This window comes from Bradyrhizobium centrolobii (assembly GCF_001641635.1).
Taxonomy (GTDB): domain Bacteria; phylum Pseudomonadota; class Alphaproteobacteria; order Rhizobiales; family Xanthobacteraceae; genus Bradyrhizobium; species Bradyrhizobium centrolobii.
In genome coordinates, this window is sequence record NZ_LUUB01000005.1 from 12,168 (window position 1) to 33,547 (window position 21,380).

The 21,380-nt window shown below is 59.4% G+C and carries 13 protein-coding genes and 2 pseudogenes; 4 read left to right on the forward strand and 11 right to left on the reverse strand.

The genetic code is table 11. The annotated features are described in order from the left end of the window. Positions 1 to 477: 477 nt before the first annotated feature. The 5 genes and pseudogenes from AYJ54_RS51800 to AYJ54_RS00570 form a co-directional block, all read right to left on the reverse strand. Positions 478 to 756 (reverse strand): annotated as a pseudogene (locus AYJ54_RS51800) (transposase); the annotation flags it as partial. Positions 757 to 945: 189 nt separating this feature from the next. After that, entirely contained in the window at positions 946 to 1,749 is an 804-nt protein-coding gene (locus AYJ54_RS00555; RefSeq protein ID WP_245328833.1) for an ABC transporter permease, read from the reverse strand. A 32-nt stretch (positions 1,750 to 1,781) separates the two neighbouring features. Next, a complete protein-coding gene (locus AYJ54_RS00560) occupies positions 1,782 to 3,032 on the reverse strand; it encodes an ABC transporter permease (protein ID WP_063695962.1) in 1,251 nt (416 codons plus the stop codon). A gap of 68 nt (positions 3,033 to 3,100) precedes the next feature. Further along, positions 3,101 to 4,150, reverse strand: a complete 1,050-nt coding sequence (locus tag AYJ54_RS00565; RefSeq protein WP_082905390.1) for an ABC transporter substrate-binding protein — start codon at positions 4,148 to 4,150, stop codon at positions 3,101 to 3,103. Between the two features lie 107 nt (positions 4,151 to 4,257). Then, positions 4,258 to 5,352, reverse strand: coding sequence for an ABC transporter ATP-binding protein (locus AYJ54_RS00570; RefSeq protein ID WP_063695999.1), 1,095 nt, complete (start codon positions 5,350 to 5,352; stop codon positions 4,258 to 4,260). Between the two features lie 921 nt (positions 5,353 to 6,273). On the opposite strand from AYJ54_RS00570, the gene AYJ54_RS00575 reads away from it, so the two are divergent. After that, positions 6,274 to 7,377, forward strand: coding sequence for an IS3 family transposase (locus AYJ54_RS00575; RefSeq protein WP_082905382.1), 1,104 nt, complete (start codon positions 6,274 to 6,276; stop codon positions 7,375 to 7,377). A gap of 2,064 nt (positions 7,378 to 9,441) precedes the next feature. After that, complete coding sequence (locus tag AYJ54_RS00585; protein WP_063696001.1) at positions 9,442 to 10,326, forward strand: beta-keto acid cleavage family enzyme; 885 nt, start codon at positions 9,442 to 9,444, stop codon at positions 10,324 to 10,326. Between the two features lie 533 nt (positions 10,327 to 10,859). On the opposite strand, the gene AYJ54_RS00590 is transcribed toward AYJ54_RS00585, so the two are convergent. From AYJ54_RS00590 to AYJ54_RS51810, 6 genes and pseudogenes are all read right to left on the reverse strand, one after another. Then, positions 10,860 to 11,621 carry an SDR family NAD(P)-dependent oxidoreductase gene (locus tag AYJ54_RS00590; RefSeq protein ID WP_063695964.1) on the reverse strand — a complete coding sequence of 254 codons (762 nt, stop codon included), beginning with the start codon at positions 11,619 to 11,621 and terminating at the stop codon, positions 10,860 to 10,862. A 259-nt stretch (positions 11,622 to 11,880) separates the two neighbouring features. Further along, complete coding sequence (locus AYJ54_RS00595; RefSeq protein WP_063695965.1) at positions 11,881 to 13,272, reverse strand: aminotransferase; 1,392 nt, start codon at positions 13,270 to 13,272, stop codon at positions 11,881 to 11,883. A gap of 11 nt (positions 13,273 to 13,283) precedes the next feature. Further along, positions 13,284 to 14,798 (reverse strand): NAD-dependent succinate-semialdehyde dehydrogenase, encoded by a 1,515-nt coding sequence (locus AYJ54_RS00600; RefSeq protein ID WP_063695966.1) that lies wholly within the window; start codon positions 14,796 to 14,798, stop codon positions 13,284 to 13,286. Between the two features lie 936 nt (positions 14,799 to 15,734). Further along, positions 15,735 to 16,118: a carboxymuconolactone decarboxylase family protein gene (locus AYJ54_RS00610; RefSeq protein WP_063695968.1), complete on the reverse strand. Its 384-nt coding sequence runs from the start codon at positions 16,116 to 16,118 to the stop codon at positions 15,735 to 15,737. Between the two features lie 69 nt (positions 16,119 to 16,187). Continuing rightward, the gene (locus tag AYJ54_RS51805) at positions 16,188 to 16,640 is read right to left on the reverse strand and encodes an NAD-binding protein (RefSeq protein WP_283808621.1); all 453 of its coding nucleotides are present in this window, start codon (positions 16,638 to 16,640) and stop codon (positions 16,188 to 16,190) included. Further along, positions 16,614 to 17,084: pseudogene (locus tag AYJ54_RS51810) on the reverse strand (NAD(P)-dependent oxidoreductase); the annotation flags it as partial. The pseudogene AYJ54_RS51810 and the gene AYJ54_RS51805, both read right to left, overlap by 27 nt. Before the next feature lie 854 nt (positions 17,085 to 17,938). Here AYJ54_RS51810 and AYJ54_RS00620 point away from each other — a divergent pair. Then, positions 17,939 to 18,415, forward strand: a complete 477-nt coding sequence (locus AYJ54_RS00620) for an Lrp/AsnC family transcriptional regulator (protein ID WP_063696002.1) — start codon at positions 17,939 to 17,941, stop codon at positions 18,413 to 18,415. A 1,266-nt stretch (positions 18,416 to 19,681) separates the two neighbouring features. Beyond that, complete coding sequence (locus AYJ54_RS00625) at positions 19,682 to 21,367, forward strand: MFS transporter (protein ID WP_063695969.1); 1,686 nt, start codon at positions 19,682 to 19,684, stop codon at positions 21,365 to 21,367. Positions 21,368 to 21,380: the final 13 nt, after the last annotated feature.

Sequence of the window (21,380 nt, forward strand, 5' to 3'; positions counted from 1 at the left end):
GGATTGCAGCTTCTTGCGCGTGCGGTCGACCATGAGGCGCATTAGATTAGCTGAACGGCGCATTTCTCTCTATCTACGTTTCTTCGCGACTATCTGCGGTCGAAACGTTTTTATCGTTCACCGGAAGTATGGCGACTTCAGAAGCCTGTTTTCATCGATTTATTCCTCCGGTACGCTGAAATTCTTCGCCGATTCGGCAGAGTGCGAGAACTCATGTTCGTCTCTACAACTTGAAGAGCCGATCTGCTGGGGTACCCCGTGCCGATCCTAGACGGCGGCTCGTGATTACGCTCAGCGTGAAGCTGCTTTTGTTATTCTTCCGCAACAAAGCCGCGAACACGCCACATTGGCAGCCACACAGATCTGGTCCGCGTCTCGGAATGCCGCCTAACTAACCCGCATTTCTCGCGCTGCAGACCTGGCTTTGCAATGAACGGGGTTTTCTCTGGCTGGGTGACGCAGTCAGTACGGGCCGGCGCGGACGGCGATGGTGCCGCAGGTGGCGTCGGCGAAGCTGGTTTCGGCCAAGCCGATCTTCCCACAGCGCGCACACTAGCACATAGTCATTGAAGCGAAGCGCAGGCTGGTTGGCGCGCATGGTGGCGGCCGAGGTACGATCGGCATAGAGAACGAGCCGGCATTCCTTGATGCGGTGCGGTTCTCCATATCGCCGAGGGCGCAATAGATGTCTTCGTAGAGGTGTCGCGCGCCCGCCGCGGCTCGCTTGAGCGAGGTGACGATGAAGCGCGGATTGGAGCGAGCCGCGGCCTGACAGGCCGACCGCGCAAGTCGCCCTCAGAGTCGTCACAGACCCGAGTTACGCGTTTCATCTTGGCAGGCTCGTCCTCTCCTCAATCCGACACACGCGAATTGACGCTTGGAGTTGGCATTTTGAGCACAGGCTTTCCAAGGTGTTATGAGGGTCTCAACATGCGATAGGAAGCGTCAGCTGTTGCGGATGCCGCGCAGGCGCTCCGAACGCCTGCGTAGCAGCTCGACCGTGGTGAGCATGGCGATGGAGAACAGGATCAGGATGGTGGCGGCGGCAGTAATGGTCGGGTTGATCTCCTCGCGGATGCCGGAAAACATGGTCCTGGGTAAGGTCCGCTGATCGACGCTGGCTATGAAGAGAGCGAGCACAACTTCGTCGAAGGAGCTGCCGAAGGCGAAGAGCGCACCGGAGATCATGCCCGGTAGGATGAGCGGCAGCGTGACATTGAAGAAAACTGTGACCGGCGGCGCGCCGAGCCCGGCGGCTGCACGAGTTAGTGAGTGGTCGAAACCCGTTAGGGTTGCGGTCACGGTGATGACCACGAAGGGCGTGGCTATTGTCGTGTGCGCCAGGATCAATCCCAGGTAAGTGTTGAGCAGCCCGACATCAGCATAGAAGAAATACATGGCCACCGCGGTGATCACGACCGGGACCATGATGGGCGAGATCAGGAGACTCAGCAGCGCCGCACGCCAGGGGAAGTTCGGACGACTGAGCCCCAGCGCGGCAAGTGTGCCTAGAGTAGTCGACAGCAGCGTGACAGACACAGCGACGAAGATCGAGTTGTATAACGCGACCTGCCACTGGTTGCCCAGGAAGAATTCCTGGTACCAGCGCAGTGACAACCCTGGCATCGGATAGCTGAAGAAGGGCACGGAATTGAACGAGAGCGGGATGATAACAAGGATCGGTGCGATCAGAAACAGCAGCACCGCGGTGCAGATCAGCCGGTGCAGATAGTACCAGCCCTTTTCCATCGGAGAGGCATAGGTGGAGGCGGGCATCATTCTCACCCCATCTTGATCCGGTCAACGCCGACCAGTTTGTTGAAGACGTAGTAGAGCACCAGGGTCGCGGTGAGCAGGATGGCGCCGAGAGCCGAGGCCATGCCCCAGTTGAGCTCCTCGTTCGTGTAGTGGGCGATAAAGGAGCCGACCATCTGGTCGTTGGGTCCTCCGACCATCGCGGGGGTGATATAGTAGCCCAGGCACAAGATGAAGGTCAGCAGAGAGCCGGCGGCGATCCCCGGCAAGGTCTGGGGAAAGTAAACCTTCCAGAAGGCGTAGAAGGGCCCGGCGCCAAGCGAGCGGGCGGCGCGGACATGGGTGCGCGAGATCGTCTTCATCACGCTGTATATTGGCAGCAGCGTAAAGGGCAGCTGGATATGGGTCATGGCTATCACCGTGCCGATCCGATTAAAGATGAGCTGGGCCGGCTGTGATATAATATGAAGCCCCAACAGCATCTCGTTGAGAACGCCATGCTGCTGCAGGAGGACGACCCAGGCGACAGTGCGTACCAGCAGCGACGTCCAGAAAGGCAGCACGACCATGATCATGAGCAGGTTGCTATACTTGGCCGGCAATGTCGCCAACAGATAGGCCACCGGGAAACCCAGCAGCAGAGTCGCGGCGGTCACGCCGATGCTGATACCCAGCGTACGCAGGAACATGTCCCAAAAAATCGCGTTCTCCGGCGGCGAAGCGACGATCTCACTGTTAGGACCATACTGGTAGTCAACCGAACGGAGCAGGTAGTACGCCGTATAGGCCGAGCTTCCGCGCTTGAGCAGGCTCCAGACGTCTTGCCTTCCCCAGAGCGGATTGATCTCGATCAGCGCTGGCTTGTAGGGACCGGCGGAAAGCGTGCTCGCTTTTCGGGCGCTCGATGTGACCTGGCTGCCGAGGCCCGGAAGCTCATAATTTATCCGCTTGGCGATCGCTCCCGTGGCCCTCTGCGCCCAGGCCTGCTTGAGATCTTCAGCAAGGGCGGCATATGCGCTCTCATCGGGCAGGTCCGCGCCATCCCAGGCGCTTAGCGCCGCCGTGGTTCGCGGCATCAGCGTCAGCAGCGTATCGTCATGGACGGCGTTGAACATCATCCGGCCGATTGGCAAGACGAAGCCGATCAGGATGAACAGCAGCAGCGGCAAGACGAGGGTGAATGCCCTCAGCTTGCGGCGGCGCTCGACCCGCGCCAGCTTGGTTCGCAGCGGCATGCCGTCGGGCCCCCTCGCGATTTGGACGGCCATCGTTACCATCTACTCACCTCCTAGAGTTCGTTCTACGAGGCAGGGAGGACGCAAACCCTCCCTGCCGTTCGTCGTGCTTACTTGGCGACCCAAACGGTAAAGCGCTGTGTCAGCTCATCGCTCTTCTCGGCCCAGAATTCGGCGTTAATCATTAGAGCACTGGCCATGTGGCCGGGGGCATTCGGAAGGTCGGGCAGGATCGCCGAATCCACAAGCGCCAATGCCTCCTTGTTGGTCGGGCCGCAAGGCATGATGTTCGCGAAGTTGGCCTGCGGCCGGGGCAAGCCCGCAAATGCAAGGAACTTGTAGGCGGCATCCCGATGCGGGCTCCCCGTGGGAATGACCCAAACGCCCATGCTCAACTGCTGGGTATCCCACATAATCTGGAAATGCTTGCCGGAGCTCTTGACGGCATCGACAATGCGGTGGCTGTAGGCCGCGGCCATGACGACCTGGCCATCTGCCAGAAGCTGCATCGCCTGTGAGCTGGTCTGGAACCAGACGATGTCCTGTTTGATCGTGTCGAGCTTTTTGAAAGCCCGTTCGACCCCCGCTGGGGTACCGAGGATGTTATAGACGTCCTCGAGGGGAACGCCGTCTGCTATCAGCGCCCATTCGAGGTTTTCTACGGGGCGCCTCTGCAGTCCACGCTTTCCGGGGAATTTCTTTGTGTCGAAGAAGTCGGCGACGGTCTTCGGGCCGCTTGGGAACTTGTCCTTGTCGTAGGCGATGACCTTGCCAGTGACCACCTCCGGCACACCGCAGTCAGTCGTTTCACCCTCCATGAAATTGGCGCGATCGAGACCCAGCTTCTTCCAGTCGATCGGCTCAAGGGTGCCTTCAGCGCACAGTTGTCCGGCTAGGCCGGGGTAAAGGTCCACGACGTCCCAGCTCACGCTCTTGGATTCGACCATAGCGCGGATCTTGGAGATCTCGCCGTTGAACACATCTTCGTTGACCTTAATCCCGCTCGCCTTCGAGAAGGGTTCGAATATCACCTTCCGGTTGGCATCCTGAGCAGGCCCGCCAAACGAGGTAACAGTCAGCTGTTCGCCTGCAAAGGCGGGTATCGCCGGCGCGAGTGCGGTCACGGCCAGGCCAATTACGGCCAGTGCACCGACGTTCATCAACCGTGTCTTCCTCATCGTCTGCCCTTCCCTTAGTATGTAAAACTCTGCCAAGCATGGTGCCGGCGTTGGCAAAAACCGACCGTGCTCGACGCTTCGGCCTGTCGTCAATTCGCGTCGAGCGCCCGACAATCTTCCGTTTTCCAGCCGACGGTGATCGCCGCACCCGGCTCGAGCCGCACCAGGCCTTCGGAATTCGGCAGCTTGATCACAAAATCATTATGGCCGCACACCGAGACGCGGGTGCGCACGTGGTCGCCGAGGTAGATCACCTCCGCAACCTCCGCGCTGAAGACATTTGGCAGCGTACCCGGCGTCGGGTTCAGCTGCACTCGCTCAGGCCGCAACGACAGCACGGTCGGCCGGCCGACCGCGTCGACATTGATCGCAAGTGCTTGCACGTTACCCGCCCCTGCAATCTCCACCTTGCACGTCGTGCCGTTCATCGCCACGACTTTGCCATGCAGCTGATTATTCTCGCCGATGAACTGTGCGACGAAGGCGTTTTGCGGTCGTTCATAGAGTTCGGCGGGCGGGGCGAGCTGCTGGATAATTCCGTCGTCGAACACCGCTATGCGGTCCGACATTGTCAGCGCCTCACTCTGGTCATGCGTCACATAAACGATGGTGACTCCCAGATCCTCATGGATATGCTTGATCTCTAGCTGCATCTGCTCGCGCAGCTGCTTGTCTAGTGCGCCGAGCGGCTCATCCATCAGCACGAGCTTGGGATCGAACACCAGGGCCCGGGCAAGCGCGACACGCTGCTGCTGGCCGCCGGAAAGCTGTGCGGGCCGGCGCTTGCCATAACCGCCGAGCCGGACCCGTTCAAGCGCCCGCTTGACTCTGGGCTCGATCTCGGCCCTGCCGAGCTTGCGCACTTTTAGTGGGAAGGCGAGGTTTTCCTCCACGGTCATATGCGGAAAAAGCGCGTAGCTCTGGAACACCATGCCGATGTCGCGCTTGTGCGGAGGCATGGCGTCTATCGAGCGCGCCTCTAGAAGGATCGAACCATTAGTAGGCACCTCGAAGCCGGCGAGCATCATGAGCGTCGTTGTCTTGCCCGAGCCGGAAGGGCCAAGCATGGTCAAGAACTCCCCCCGGGCGATGTCAAGATTGAGATTCTTTACGACGAGCGTGTCGCCATCATAGGTCTTCTGGACCTCGGAAAACTTCACAAAGGCGCTGTTCGTCCCCGACATTAACCCTCTCCCCGGCCCTTGCGCTGCTCCCGCTGTTGCGGCGCCGCCGACCGCCAGATCACCATGTTGTTTTTTCACGGATTGCAGCTTCTCGCGCGCGCGGTCAAGATCGTGTGCGTCGGCTTGCTTGAGGCGCGTGAGGTTAATCGAATGACGCATTGTCCCTCCCACTTTCATTTTCTGCGACAGAAACTTTGTTTCTTACGGCAGTATTTATCGGGCTGGCAGAGCGGAATTCCATGAATGTGAGCTCTAACCTTGCCGAAATGCTGCGCCAAGTCGGGATTATTTGAAGCTTTATGCCATGCCATAAAGTCGCGTCTTGGTACGCGACGGTCGAAAGTTGGGCGGTAGCCCCTGCGGCGCCGCAGGAGAAACAGGACGGCTTATCGCGGCCAACGAGTGCCAACGGGCTACCTCTACTTGTAATCTTGCTTCCTTTTCCTTGCCCCGCTTCGTAAACCAGACATTGAACCGCTATAGCAGCTCGTCACGCTTTTTCCGCCCAGAAGGTAGAGCCGCTGATCAGAGTAGACGGCATGCGCTCAGGTGCAGTCGGATGGTGCGGCTTCATGTTAGGATCAGCCAACCCCATGCCACCTTCGTTGGCCGGCTTGCGGGAAAGGCCGAGACAGCTGCCTATTGGATCTGCGCGTTTCAAACGAGTGCGAAGGGCATGTACTCTGTGATGGGCATCACAGACGCGGCCCTTGTTGATCGAGGTCATGATGGACCTGACCATCGGTGAGACGCTGCAGGCCGGGCGTTCAACTGGTACCCGAGACATTTCTTCTTGATCGTGTCGAACTTACGGAAGACGCGTTGTTGATGTCCTAGACGGCAACGTCGTCGGTCATTGACCTGCCACTGAGTATTTCCTCCAGAAGGAGTTAGAGTCCGGGCCCGAAGAAGGACGGACAGATGAAGCGAGTAAGGTTCACGGAAGAGCAGATTATCGCGATATTGAAGGAGCATGAGGCTGGGGGGAAGACGGCTGACCTGGCTCGCAAGCATGGGATCTCCGAAGCGACGATCTACAATTGGAAGGCCAAATTCGGCGGCATGGACGTTTCCGAGGCGAAGCGGCTGAAGGCCCTGGAAGAGGAGAACGCGAAGCTGAAGAAGCATCTGGCCGAGCAGATGCTCGATACGGCTACCCTTCGCGAGCTGCTTTCAAAAAAAATGGTAGGGCCCGCCGCCAAGCGCGCCGCGGTCGCGCATCTGCAGGCCGTCATGAGTCTGTCGGAACGGCGGGCCTGCTCGATCGTGGGCGCGGATCGGAAGATGATCCGCTATCGGTCTAGCCGTCCTCCGGACGCGGCTCTCCGGGGCCGGCTGCGTGACCTCGCCGACGAGCGACGGCGCTTCGGCTACCGCCGCGTTCACGTGCTGCTGCGTCGTGAAGGCTGGCGGCACGGTCGGAACAAGACACGTCGCATCTATCGCGAATTGGGCCTGCAATTGCGCAACAAATCGCCCAAGCGCCGGGTCAAGGCCAAGCTGCGCGATGACCGCAGGCCGGCGACGCGATCGAACGAGACCTGGGCGATGGACTTTGTCCATGATCAGCTGGCGACCGGCGGCAAGCTCCGGGTACTCACGGTCATCGACATCTTCTCCCGCTTCTCGCCTGCGCTGGTGCCGCGGTTCACCTTCCGCGGCAGCGACGTCGTGGCGGTACTGGAAAGGGTTTGCAAGGAAGTGGGATTCCCGGCGACGATCCGCGTCGATCAGGGCAGTGAGTTCGTGTCGCGTGATCTTGACCTTTGGGCCTATCAGCGCGGCGTCACGCTCGACTTCTCACGGCCCGGCAAGCCAACCGACAACGCGTTCATCGAAGCCTTCAATGGGCGCTTCCGGGCTGAATGCCTCAACGCCCATTGGTTCCTGTCCCTTGCGGATGCCCAGGAAAAAGTGGAGACTTGGCGCAGATATTATAATGAGGAAAGGCCCCACGGGGCGATCGGCAATCGGCCGCCGATTTTGCTGCAAAACCACGTCGGCGCATCCAGCCCGCCAACGTGATCAGAGCGCAAAACTCTAGTTCTGGGTGGTCCAAAGTTCGGTCTCGCTGCACCTGAGACTCTACTCTAACCGCTGCTGGATGAAAGTTCAGTGGCAGGTCATCATCAGTCCCACTCGAACGCCTTGTCGAAAGATATCCTCAGCTCGCCCTCACCGAGGAATTCCGAAATCAACGAAGTTGGCGATGGTCGGGCCGTTTGGCTGCCTACCCTTGTCATAACTGATCAGCGCGGTTGAGGTGACGCATGGCATCCCGCAGTTTGAGTTTGTCAGCGTATTGCGAACTCGACAGATTGGCGCCACCTCTTCGTGGGCCTTCCGTATGTAGACATTGCCCTGCGTCTGATCAGGCAGGTAGTAGAGGTGTAAACGGGTTGTAACGAAGGACTCGCGTCCGGGCGTGACGCCGACGGAAGGCTTTCGAAAGAGAGTGTCAGGAGATCAGCTCCTTCAATGTTCGAGGTATTGGATGATCATTGAGCGCGAATACCGAGGATCTCGACGCCTTGCAGCTGGTTTCCCGCGCGGCAATCTTGTGCGGCGGTCGGCAACTAATCGATCTGGGCGTACCAGGCGTGGTAATCACCGAATTAGCATTGCTCTGCCAGGGGGAAAAGGCGCTTCCGCCCGAGCGAATGGGGAGGCCGGCGAAATCTATGGTCGCCGCGTTGAAGCATTCCTTGACCATTGGTGCCATTTCCGCGCAATACCTCTTGCGGGGAGTTGCCGGATCTCGTTCACTCACGCAGGACAGCTTCTTATGGACCAGGATGAAGCCTGCTCTGTTCAAGACAGTTCATCTACGATGGGCCGCGCGTTGGGGATGGTGACGTCGTAGCTAACGGTTGGGAAATCGAAACCCGCCGGTGTACTGACTGCCTCCGCCTTCTCATCAGGTGTGCGACCCGCAATGGATCTGGCCTGCGCGCGCACCAAACACGTCGAGGTCGAGTCGCACTGTCCGACGAGCACGATCCCAAGTGTTGTTCTTCCTAAACTCGCCGTCACAATACGCGCAGACTCTCAAGCCGAAGGTGCGAATGCCAGTCAATAGTGCGTAAAATCGGCAAAGTGAGCGGCAGGCTTTCCCGATTTTGGCGGGCATGTTTGCACATTGAGCGTTGTGAAGCTTCGCAATTCGCCCACTAAACACATAATTCCGGCCAAAACTGATCTCAATTCGAGGAAATCCAGCTGCAAAACGTGGCTAGGATGAAGTGATGCTATTTCATTGTTTTGGGCGCTTGATGGTATCGCTGCGTGCAAGCTGTGTTGAAATTTTGGGCCGCGAACATGGTCCGGGGCTGATATGGCCAAGGCCGGGGTCGCTGGGAAAGGCCGCGATTTGTGCGTTTGCCCTCGTCAATGAGATGGATCAAGTGCGCACGGGCGCACGTGGCCAGGAGGCGTCGTGCACTTGGGCCGAGCTAGATTGCCGCCGCCCAGCAGTTGATCGGAGAAGGCTGACCACACGCCCTGCTGGCAGCGACCTAAAATTGATGTCCAAGTGCTATCCAAGAAACATCTGACGTGTGCGTTCCGGTGCGGACCTCTCAGAAGGCAAATTGCTATCTTGGCGGGTGCCGGAAAGTGGTCAACGTCGGTCCAGCGGACTCCGGCGCACCGCGAATTTCGGGTCTAAAGTGGCTATCCGAATTGCCCAAACAAAGCCGTGCTGATCTATCGCCGCAATCTCGCCCGTCGAGACACCGGACCGGGGGTCATCGTATCTGGAGGTACGCCGATCCATGTTCACCGATCTCGACAGCGACGTCCACGAGATTTGCTTCGTCGCAGTCTGGCCGGCGCGACGGATATGGCCGAGTCGGCGGGACGGCGGACCGGCCGCATCTCAACGCGGGTGTGGCGAGCAGGGAGGGCGGTCGAAGCGCCGCGCGATCAAAGTTGGGTTCCCATCTCAAATATTGGCTTCGTGGCGCGTTGCCATAGCGGGAGTGTGGGGTCGATGAGCGGGGTTCTCCAACGCGCCGCACGACAGTCAACGGCATGCGTTCTCAAGTCCGGCGCGGGGCCGGCCTCACAAAATCAACAAAGGAGTTTCTGATGTCTCAAAAAGTCGTCGTCACATGCGCAATTACTGGTGGGAGCTCCGCGGTGCTTGCCAAGCACCCGGATATTCCCAAGACACCGTCACAAATTGCAGATGCGGCATTAGAAGCTGCGAAAGCAGGGGCTGCGGTCGTTCACATTCATGTCCGCGATCCAGAAACAGGGGCTCCGTCGAACCGGCTCGACCTCTATGAACAGGTCGTCAAAAAACTTCGGGACGCGGCCACCGACGTCGTCATCAACTTGACCTGCGGAATGGATGGAGAGCTGGCGTTTGAATCTCTCGATCCGGTAAAGCTTAGCAAGGCGAGCACCCTCAAGAACCCCGTGGGCCGCTGTGCGCAGGCAATCAAACTCCAGCCAGAACTGGCGACGCTCGATTGCGGCACGATGAACTTTGGGCAGACCCTGTACGTTGCACGGATGTCCGATCTCCGAGAGATGGCGACGCTCATGCGAGACGCCGGCGTCAAGCCCGAGCTCGAATGCTTCGATCTCGGTCACATTGAAAATGCGAAGACCCTCATCAGAGAGGGCAAAATCGATGGCCCCCCGCTTTTTCAGTTTTGCCTCGGCACAGGTTATGGCGCTCCTGCGGTGCCGATTGCCATGCAGGCGATGCGAGACATTTTGCCGTCTGGTGCAATTTGGGGCGGTTTCGGTTGCGGCGCCGACGAAATGCCTGTTGTCGCACAGCTGGTGGCATTGGGCGGGCATGTCCGAGTTGGGTTGGAGGATAACATCTACCTTCGACGTGGCGTTCTGGCCTCGAACGCCCAACTGGTCGAGAATGCACTTGGAATCATTGAGCGCATGGGCGCCAGCGTTGCCACTCCGGCTGAGGCCCGGAAAATGCTTGGCGTTGTGAAGCGTGGATAGCATCATGCTTCCATACTGAGATCTACGGCGCCTGGTCGGGAACACCCTCGACCAGGCGAATTCGTATTTTCCTCCATATTGGCGGCACCCGAGATCCCGGCCAAGACTAATTTGCCGCCGTCGCGGTCGCGTACAGATTGCAGCCATCTCGACGATCCTCCTCAGTTAGGTCGGCACTTTGACCTCGGACATTCTCGCTTGGAGGGATTCCTTGATCTCCTGGCGCCGCATTGAAGATCTGCGCGGATCACCGCGGCTAGAGGTGTGTGCATTTCCGTCGCGCCGACGCCTAGTCCCAACGGCCGCTCGTTGAATTTGTTGCACTTGGCCGTCGGATCCTAGCCCTTGCTAGGGCGAGCCGGATAAGGCCGTTTCGTGCAGCTTGCTCTCGTAACGACCTAAATTAGCTAGCAGGTACACGGGTTTAAAGCGCGTCGGAGCGGGAGCCCATCACTTGAACTCGTCGAGCAGCTTCTCGAGTCGGTGCTTTCGAGCCTCAATCCAGCTCTCTCCAACCGCATCAAAGCGTTTTGCTACGACGTGACAGCAATGCAAACGCCGTTAATTCCCGACGCGCCCGGACTCACAAGAAAGCCGATCGTTGCCGCGACCTCACGCACATCCACGAAACGTCTGGCTGGCTGTGCCGCGCGGAACCGCTCCGCCGCGTCGGTGCTCACGCCCATGATAGCCGCCTGGACTTCCAGCTGATCACGCATCATCGGCGTATCCATCCAGCCCGGCGCAACCGCATTGACAGTCAGGCCATGCGCCGCCCCTTCCAATGCGGCCACGCGCACAAGCCCAAGAACGCCATGCTTCGCAGCAGTGTATGCGGCCTTCCCGGGTGCTCCAGCGAAGCTCGCAGTGGATGCCGTGACCACAATTCGGCCGCCGGGGGCCGCTGTTAAGGCTGACCACGCCGCTTTCATCGCGAAGAATGGTCCGTCCAACATCGCACTCCGAAGACGCTCCCATTCGTGGTCCGGAAACTGATCGATCGCGGCGACAAACTGGCAGCCGGCGTTCAAGACAAGAATGTCGAGGCGTCCAGCGACCGCTAGCACATGGGCGACCATATCGCGGTTTCCACTGGCAGCCGCAACGTCCACATTGAAGACGTCGACTCCAGCAATGTCGACGCCATGCACGTCCGCCCCGCGTTCGCGTAGTTCGGCCACGATGGCATTGCCAAGCCCTCCCGCCGCTCCAGTGACCAGCGCGACCCCGCCTTTAAGCGAGCGCTCACCCGCGTGGAGTTGCTGTTGGTCGCTGTCGCACTCGAGCTTGGCCATCCACTTTTCTCCTGCAGGAGCAAGACCAATTGCCGCCGGTCTATGATCCTTACCATGCGCGAGCTATTAGAACGCGCTTGCCGCTTTTTTCCTCAAGTTGATTCGGCTTCACTCGAACGCGTTAAGCGTACGTGCTTTAGTTCAGAGCAGAGCTGTCGCGCCTCCTTTCGAAGTCTCTAGGTTTACAGGGCCGCCATCCGTTCAAAAGTGCCGCATCTCGGTCCGCGGCTCCAGGTCTCCGCGGGATGCTAGAATCTTATCAAGTGCCTTTCGCGAGTTCGTCCATCACCTGCTTGGTCGCTCGATAGGCTAGATCGACGATCTCGTCAATTTCAGCCTCCGATACCACAAGAGGTGGAGCGAACCCGAGAATGTCGCCATGCGGCATCGCGCGGGCAATAAGCCCCCGATCACGGGCTGCCTTAGAGATTCGAGCACCCACCTTGAGATCCGGATCGAATCGACGCTTCGTCTGGCGATCGGCAACGAATTCGACGGCGCCGAGTAGGCCCACGCCCCGCACTTCACCAACGATCTCTAGCTGTGCGAACCGTTCGCTGAGCCGCCTTTGGAAATGCGCACCGACGACCCTGGCGCGGTCGCTGAGTCGTTCCTTCTCGACAATATCAAGGACGGCATTGGCAGCGGCAGCCGCAATCGGATGGCCGGAATAGGTATACCCGTGCGAGAACGATCCAACTCGCTCGGCAGCCTCCTCCATAACGGCATAGACCCTCTCACCGACAATGGCTCCTGAGAGTGGCATGTATCCGGATGTCAAACCTTTCGCGACTGTCACAAGATCCGGCTCCATCCCGTATAGCGTGCTGCCGAAGTCTGCGCCGGTTCGACCGAATCCGCAGATGACCTCATCGGCGATCAGAAGAACATCGTAGCGCCTGAGCACGGCCTGAATTTCATGCCAGTAGCCGGCGGGAGGCGGTGTAATGCCGCCGGTGCCCAACACCGGCTCAGCAATGAAGGCACCGATTGTTTCGGGCCCCTCTCGCACGATGAGCGCTTCAAGCTCGGCCGCACGCCGGCGAGAAAAGGACTCTTCCATTTCACCTGGTTCGGCGCCCCAATAGTGGTGAGGTGTGCCCGTGTGCAAAATACCTGGAAACGGGAGATCCATGTGATCATGGTAGAATGACATACCCGTCATCGAGCCGGAGATGACCGAGCAGCCGTGATAGCCACGCTCGCGCGAGATGATCTTCTTCTTCTTAGGTTGGCCGCGCAGATTGTTATAATACCAAACGAGCTTGGCTTGGGTTTCGTTGGCGTCTGAGCCGGATAGGCCAAAAAAGACCTTGCTAGGCTTGCCAGGCGCCATTCGCACCAGACGGTCCGACAGGGTCGCAAGCTCTACGGTGGTGTGGGCCGCATAGGTGTGGTAGTATGCAAGTTTGTAGGCCTGTCGCGCGATCGCTTCGGCCACCTCAGTCCGGCCGTATCCGATGTTTACACAATACAGGCCGGCGAAGCCGTCAATGTAGCTATGTCCCTGCGCATCTTCGATCCGGATGCCCTTGCCGCCGGCGACGATCGTGGGATCGCCGATTTTGCCGCTCGCATAGTCCTTGAGCTGGGTGAAGGGATGAAGGACACTCGAGCGATCGAGCTCAGCGATGGTCCTAACTGCAGTCATTCCGAAATCTCCTAAGCCGCCAAATCGCCGAAGCAGACGAATTTAAGTTCCATGAATTCATCGATCCCGTGTCGCGAACCCTCGCGACCGAGCCCCGATTGCTTCCATCCTCCGAACGGAATTGGCGGTCCCGTGAACGAAGCTGTGTTGATACCCACCATGCCGTACTCGATGTTCTCGGAAAGTCTGAGCGCTCGACGCAAGCTGTCTGTGTAGACGTAGGCGGCTAACCCCATTTCGCTCGCATTGGCCCTGGCGAGGACCTCATCCTCCGTATCGAACGGAAGGACCGCAGCTACCGGACCGAACGTCTCTTCACGAGCAATGAGCATTGTGTCCGTGACGTCGCATAACAGGGTTGGAGGAACGAAGTTCGGACCCAATATCTCCTCCTGTTTCGAGGAAATGACCCGCGCTCCTTTTGCCGCAGCATCGTCGATATGAGCTCTGCATTTATTGGCGACCGACAGCTTCGTCATTGGCCCGATATCCGTCGCGGGCTCCAAGCCGTGCCCCACCTTCAGTCGAGCCATTTCCGATGCAAACCGTTCAACGAAGGTGCCATAGACACCCCTTTGCACGTAGATGCGGTTGGCGGCCAAACAATCCTGCCCGGATGTTGCAAACTTCGCCGCGATTGCACCCGTGACAGCTCTGTCAACGTCCACGTCGTCAAAGACGAGAAAGGGGGCATGGCCCCCAAGTTCGAGCGACACCTTCTTTACTGTCTGCGCCGCCCCTCCCAAGAGAAGCCGGCCAACTTGGGTGGAACCCGTGAATGAGAGGGCGCGCACTCTGGTATCGTGCAGAAGAGGCGTCGATAGAGCGACGGGATCGCCTACGAGCACCTGAAACACGCCAGGCGGCAGGCCAGCCTCTTCGGCCAACCTGGCGAGAGCAAGAGCAGAGAGCGGCGTTTCGGGAGCAGGCTTCACGATAATCGGACAGCCAGCGGCAAGAGCCGCTCCAGCCTTTCGTGTGATCATGGCGACGGGAAAATTCCAGGGAGTGATCGCTGCCGCGACACCGATCGGCTGCTTTCGCACATGAAGGAGGCTGGCGGGCTTGTGGCTTGGGATCGTTTCGCCATAGGTGCGCTCCCCCTCCGCAGCGAACCAATCGAGAAATCCTGCACCGTAGCCAATTTCGTACCGTGCCTCAGCGAGCGGCTTGCCCTGCTCGACCGTCACCAGGATGGCGAGCTCTTCCGAATGCTCGCGGATCAAAGATGCCCAAGCCCTAAGAAGCTCTCCTCGCTTTGCCGGCAATAGTTCGCGCCACGCACTAAAAGATCGTTCAGCTGCCGCGATCGCGAGATCCATATCCGGAGCACCGCAACGCGCAACGTCAGCGACTTCTTCTCCAGTCGCCGGGTCGATCACGACGTCGCGCTGCTCGCCCGCAATCCAGCGGCCATCGATGAGCGCGGCCCCTGCAACAAAATCGCGCCGCCGCAGACCTTGCAGGTGCATCGCAGCAAGAGCAGTCAAATGTGGGCTTTTGTGCCGAACATTTTGAAAGGTCATTTCAGAGTCTCGCGCAGTGGTTGTTGAGCCGCCTCTGCGTTCAACATATCGCTGCGGCAAACGTGTTTGTGTCGCATTTTCCCATTGCTCGGCCGATTTCCTGCGTCGCCTGACATTTGGCGGCGAAATTCAGCTCAGAATCGTAATCGCAGTGCGGCACGACTGGATGGAGCTCTTGCCCCCTCACGGGCATGGTCATCGCAAGTGCGCGCCGGCTGGCCTACTCGATCAATATCGCTGGCTGGCTTGATGTCCTGCGCAATCCGCTCTCGCACGGGAAGCGAGAGGTCCGGGAACGTGCCGACTTGGCGGGAGAGGATGTCGTTCCGCCCCGGGATCCGCTGGACGAAAGGGCCGCGGCTTCCGCGTTCAACGCCTTCTGCGGCATACTTGAAGCGCTCGAGGCCGGCTGATGGCCAAAGTGCGTCATTCGCGGGGCGCTTTCGCCGGCCGCTGGCGAATCGCCGAAACGGACAACTAGGGTAGCAACTTCCACGATCTCGTCGAAGAGGTGCGCCTGACCTTTGACGGTGAGCCCGGCGGTGAAATCGCCTTCGGTGCGTTAGAGGGCTTTCCCGACGTCCGCTACGGCACGCGAGACGGTTGAGCCTACCCGGATTCTCATGGAGAAAACACGAGAAGAACGACCCGCGCCAGCGGCCGCCGATGAGTTATGATCGGAACCGCGGGCAGGATCGTCGGCCACTTCTGCATACGTACTAGCGACGAGTCGGGCGCCGTTTGCGAACGCAACTGAACTCGTCAGCGTCCTGCTGGACACCTCGGCGATCGCCGAACATCGATTCTGGGTGGCCAAAGCGACGGCAGCCAGCCCTCCCGCGGGCGTGAGACAACGCTCAGCGCGCCACCGCAGTCATCGGCTCTCGTCAACCTCAGATCTTGCGACCTTGCACGCTGCACGCCTGATCTCGGGGATCAAGGGGATTCCACCTCCTTGAAGGCTTCGCGCGCGTTTCGGAAAGCGTCGATTCCTGCCGGAATCCCGCAATAGACGGCGACCTGAAGCAGGATCTCCTTGATCTCATTCTTCGTGAGGCCGTTCTTCAAGGCCCCTTTGACATGCAGCTTCAGCTCGTGCGGCCGATTAAGGGCACCGATCATCGCCAGATTGACAATGCTGCGCGTGCGGCGGTCGAGCCCCGGTCGCGTCCACAATGCGCCCCAGCAAAATTCGGTCGACCATTCCGCCATCGTCCGTGTGAACTCGTCGGCGCCTGCGATGGACTTGTTAACATAATCCTCGCCGAGCACCTCTTTCCGAACCTTCAGGCCCTTCTCAAACAACTCGCTGCTGCTCATAGTTGATTCTTCCCGTGTTGATGTCCAATCGTGTCCGTCTGCAGCCGGCTGGGCTGCAGACGCTCTTCGCTAGCTCCGTATCTCGACGCCCGCCCACTCCTCCGACAGCTTGGCGATTGACGTGAAATCCGAGTTCGCTCCGTACTTGGCCTGGGTCAGCGCGAGAATCTGGCGCACGATCGCGCCCATCATCATAGGGACGCCCATCGCCTCCGCTTCATCAAGGCAAAGGCGGACATCCTTGTAGGATAATCCGGTCGCGAATCCGAAATCGAAGGTGCCGGGAAGCACCGAGCGCGGAAACTTGTCCTGCGTGGCACTGTTACGACCCGAGCTTACGTTGATGATGTCGAGCAAGGTCTTGGGATCGAGGCCCGCTTTGACGCCCATGGCCATTCCCTCGGAGCTGATGACGAGTGCCGCTGCCGCGAGCAGATTGTTCACGAGCTTCGCCGTCTGCGCGAGGCCGGGCTTGTCGCCGGTGTAGAAAGTCTTGCCAAAAGTCTTCAGAATCGGCTGCACTATGCGATCGTAGATCTCGCGTGGACAGGAGATCATGACGGCCAAGGTGCCTCCCTTGGCGCCCGCGATGCCGCCGCTGACCGGCGCGTCGACCCATGCCATGCCCTGCTCGCCAAGGCCGCGCGCGACGGCCGCCGCAACTCCGGGGCCCGTTGTCGAAAGATCGATCACGGTGCGGACCCTGTTGCCCCGCCCGATGCCGTCTTCGCCAAGCGTGACCGTCCTCACCACATCGGGCGTTGGCAGGCTGAGGAGAATGATCTCAGCTGCGGAGGCGACCTAGCGAGGAGACTTGGCAAGTCGTGCGCCGCGGGCAACCAGCGGAGCGACCGCGTCGGGATGCGCGTCATAGACACAGAGCCCATAGCCAGCATCGAGAAGCCGCGACGCCATTGGACCACCCATGCGTCCGACGCCAACAAAGCCGAGGAGCTCACCTGCCATCTTTCATTCCCTTGGCCGGCACGTCCACCGGTCTCATTGCTCGAAGAAATTGTCGTCCGCGAGAGAAGTCAGCTCGCGCGTGGTTCGATACTAACGTCTAGTCGCTCGACTAGATCATGGTGAAATCGCCGTTCAGGGCGCGAGCGGGACTAAACAGCAGCTTCGTGGGGCCGCCGAGGCAAGCATATGGAGACTCTAGTCGCGATTGATGCAATGAGCAGGGCTTAGGCACTCAAATCCAGCGCGTTGGCGCCCGTCTTCGGTGAATTTGGCTGGCCGGGTACATGCGTGTGCTGCTTGTGGCATGAGCCAGAAGGGGTCTTTGCGCATCGAGGCCCCCATGTAGGGGTGCGAGGAAACCAGAACCCGCTAATTGGGGAGACGCCGCCGTCGAACGGTCATGAAGCTGCGACGATGATGATGGCGCGCATAAGCAGCGGCACGAGTTTCGAAGCGGGGGAATAGGATTGGCGCTCCAAGCGCGCTGCGCGTTCGCCTTGTCTCCACTGTTGGAAACTGGGACCGATAGCTCTGCGCACTCACCAGATTCATAGCCGCGGCCCGGCGGCGAGCGATTTCCGTACGCAGGCTATGCCAATAGGCAACGACATCTTGCACCTCGCCGACAGCCGAGCGCACGCGCGCAGCACCTCTCCACAGGGAGAGGTTATGGGCCAACACAACGGCCTCTCGCGTCGGACCCTTGTCGAACGCGAGGCGTCGATGAAATTGCCTACTCATTCATAATACTGCTATTGTGAGCACATTTGCATCGTGATTTCGTGCCGCTACGATGGTTTCCTGCACTGCGGGGCCATGTGGCTGCGAAATTCGCCTTAATGACGGAGCCGACCATGCGATACGACCGGACAGATGCACGCATCCTGGAGATCGTGCAGAAGAATAATCGTCTAACTTCCGAAACTATCGGCGATCTGGCCGGGCTTTCTGCTACCGCGTGTCAACGACGACTGAAGAGACTTCGGTCGGAAGGGATCATCGAGGCTGACGTCTCAATTGTTTCGCCGAAGGCAGTAGGAAGACCAATTCAGATGCTCGTTTTGGTGACATTGGAGCGGGAGCGATCAGATATTATCGACAAGTTTAAGAAGGCAATTAAGTCGTCAGCTGACGTCGTGAATGGATTCTACGTCACAGGCGACGCTGATTTTGTCCTCTATGTCACCGCGCCTACCATGGAAGACTATGAGCAATTCACTCGGCGCTTCTTCTATGAGAACTCGGACATCAAGGGATTTAAGACAATGGTTATAATGGATCGGGTCAAAGCGGGATTCTCCATTCCAATTGATGCTCCCGCCGAGGCTTGACGTGGTGTGTCGCGCATTTTGCACGCTCGCCCACACAGTGCCAGAAATCGTCACTGCGTTTTTGTGCGCCGGTACGATTGCGTTGAGCTCATAAACAATGGGTCAAATTGCGTTTCATCAGCACCCGCCGCAGCCCCGAGGTTGTGTTAGCGCTTTCTCTTCTTTGTCGTAGACTGACCGGCAACATGCTATCCGGCGTCGTACAAATGGTTCGTCGTTCTGGCCGACTGCAAAAAGCCTGGATATCCCTGCTCATCGGAACGCCACGCGACTGTTCGCAATTGCAGTGACTTGGTGCCATCGCATCGCCGATCTCTCGGCAACTCGCTCGGCGTACCGTCTTAGGTGTCCATCCGAGCTAGGCCGAGGAAAGTGGATCGCCGATTCCGTCGCTTGAGAGCGCTCTCAGCACTGCATCAGACTGTCACCAACCGCCAGACGCGGGGCTATGCGCTCGCAGACGGCAGCGTGCAAGGCTCGCTGCTTGCCTTCGTGTTCTGCTCGCAGCAGATCGTTTCCGAGATATTCAAGCTTGGACACGTTCCGGTCGCATTGGGGAGGACTATGAGCGGTTCACCAAGCGCTTCTTTTGTGGGATTCCGGGCATCAAGGGCTTCGGCGCGATGGTCATAACGGATCGGATATAGGCGGGCGTTGCCGTCCCCATTGAAGTTCCGTCGGCAGATTGATTCGAGTCTCTCACGGCCCAGCTTGACACTTTGCGCGCTTTTTCGTCGCGGACCCACGCATAATGCAAGAAATCCGCGCCGCGACTGCTCTAGTCTATCGCCTTGTCAAGGCTGGCTAGAGCCCGGTTCTTTTGGGATCGGCGTTCCGAAGAGATTTAAGACATTCGAATGTCGCGCCGGGTTACCCCGAGCTTATTTGCCAGCCTGTCCCAAGCGGACAGTAAGGTTGTGTCGAACGCGGGCCTGTTACGGCAGCACGAGACGTATCCAGCGAGCGAGCCTGCCATTCCACTGATGCAATCATTAGATCACAAGCTTCGTAAGCTTGCGCGCGTGCTGGATAAAAGGCGGGGCGAATCGAACTTGGGCTATCGAGCGCGGCTGACAAAATGAGAGCCCCATTAGCGCGATCGTGGCTTCGCGGTGTGACGGATGCGGCAGTAGCGATGTCGCGTTCGAGACCGTGGCCGGGAAGATTTGCGCTTTCTGAGCAAGCCGGCGTGATGAAGTGGGGCCGTACTCCGTTGGCGGACGTCATTCCTATCACTGTCGATCAATTGTTTACGCACGAGCCGCTATGACCGACCAACCTAAGCTCCCGAGGTTTAGCGGCGAAAACGTCGCCGCGCCGCTGCGCTATGCCGTCTTTCGGTACATCTGGGCCGCGAGCATCTTGTCCAATCTCGGCATTTTGATCCGAGGGGTTGCCGCAGCTTGGGCGATGACAGAGATGACATCGGCGGCCGACAAGGTAGCGCTCGTGCAGACGGCAACGACGCTGCCGCTGATGCTGATCGCGTTGCCCGCCGGCGCCATTGCCGATATGTATGACCGCCGCCTAGTGACGCTGGTTGCGCTCTCGATCGCGCTCTGCGGCGTTACCGCGCTAACGGCGTTCCAATGGCTGGGTCTCATCACGCCGGATTTGTTGCTCCTCCTTTGTTTTGTTGTTGGTAGCGGCGGAGCATTGATGACCCCGGCTTGGCAATCCTCCGTCTCTGAGCAGGTGCCGGCTGAGACGCTGCCGGCGGCAGTTACACTAAACGGCATCAGTTTCAACATCGCGCGTAGTTTTGGGCCCGCAATCGGTGGCATTGTGGTTGGGATCGCAGGCGCGGTCGCGGCCTTTGCGCTCAACGCTGTGCTCTATCTGCCATTGATGATCGCGCTGTTTCTCTGGAAACGGGTTGCCGAGCCGTCGCGGCTGCCGCGCGAACATCTGAGCCGGGCCATCGTCTCGGGTGTGCGCTATATCACGAATTCTCCGTCTATCAAGATCGTTCTGGTCCGCGCCGTGGCAACAGGCGCGGTCGGCAGCTCAATCTTCGCGCTCATGCCGCTGGTCGCGCGTGATATCTTGAGCGGTGGTCCACAGACGTACGGCATCATGCTCGGTGCCTTTGGTTTTGGCGCCATCATCGGGGCGATCTATGTCGGCGAGGTGCGCAAGCGTATGAGCAGCGAAGCCGCTATGCGTGCCTGCATGCTGTCCATGGCCGGAGCGACTACGGCCGCGGCTCTTAGCCGCGAGCCGGCGCTGACCGCGACCGCGCTAATTCTGGCGGGTGCGGTGTGGACGGTGGTGGCCATTTTGCTCGATATCGGCGCGCAACTCTCGTCGCCGCGCTGGGTGGCCGGCCGATCGTTGGCCACCTACCAGGCTGCGTACGCCGGCGGCGTCGCCTTCGGCAGTTGGGGTTGGGGTCGTCTGACAGATGCCGCTGGGGTTGAAACGGCACTGCTTGTCTCGGCGGGGCTGATGCTGCTCTCGCCATTGCTCGGGCTGTGGCTACCCATGCCGCGCATCAGCTCACGCGACGAGGACGTCGAGATGTTGGCGGATCCCGAGGTACGCCTGCCGCTCACCGACCGCAGTGGGCCGTTAGTCGTTGAGATCGAATATCGCGTGGCGGCGGAGAATGCGCGCGCCTTTCACAATAAGATGCTTGAGGTACAGCTGGCGCGCCAGCGTAACGGCGCTTACGGGTGGTCGGTTGCGCGCAATATCGCCGATCCCGAGCTCTGGACCGAACGCTATCATTGCCCGACATGGCTGGACTATTTGCGCCAGCGCAACCGCGGGACGCAATCGGACCGGGCGCTGGATCACCAGGTGGAGGCGTTCCATGTCGGCCCCGACCCGGTGCGCGTCCGCCGCATGTTGGAGCGCCCGTTTGGATCGGTGCGTTGGAAGGAAGAGGTGTCCGACCGCGATGCAAACGAGACCCTGCCGTTCTATTCCAAGCGCATCGCCGGGCAATGAGGTACGGTCTGTT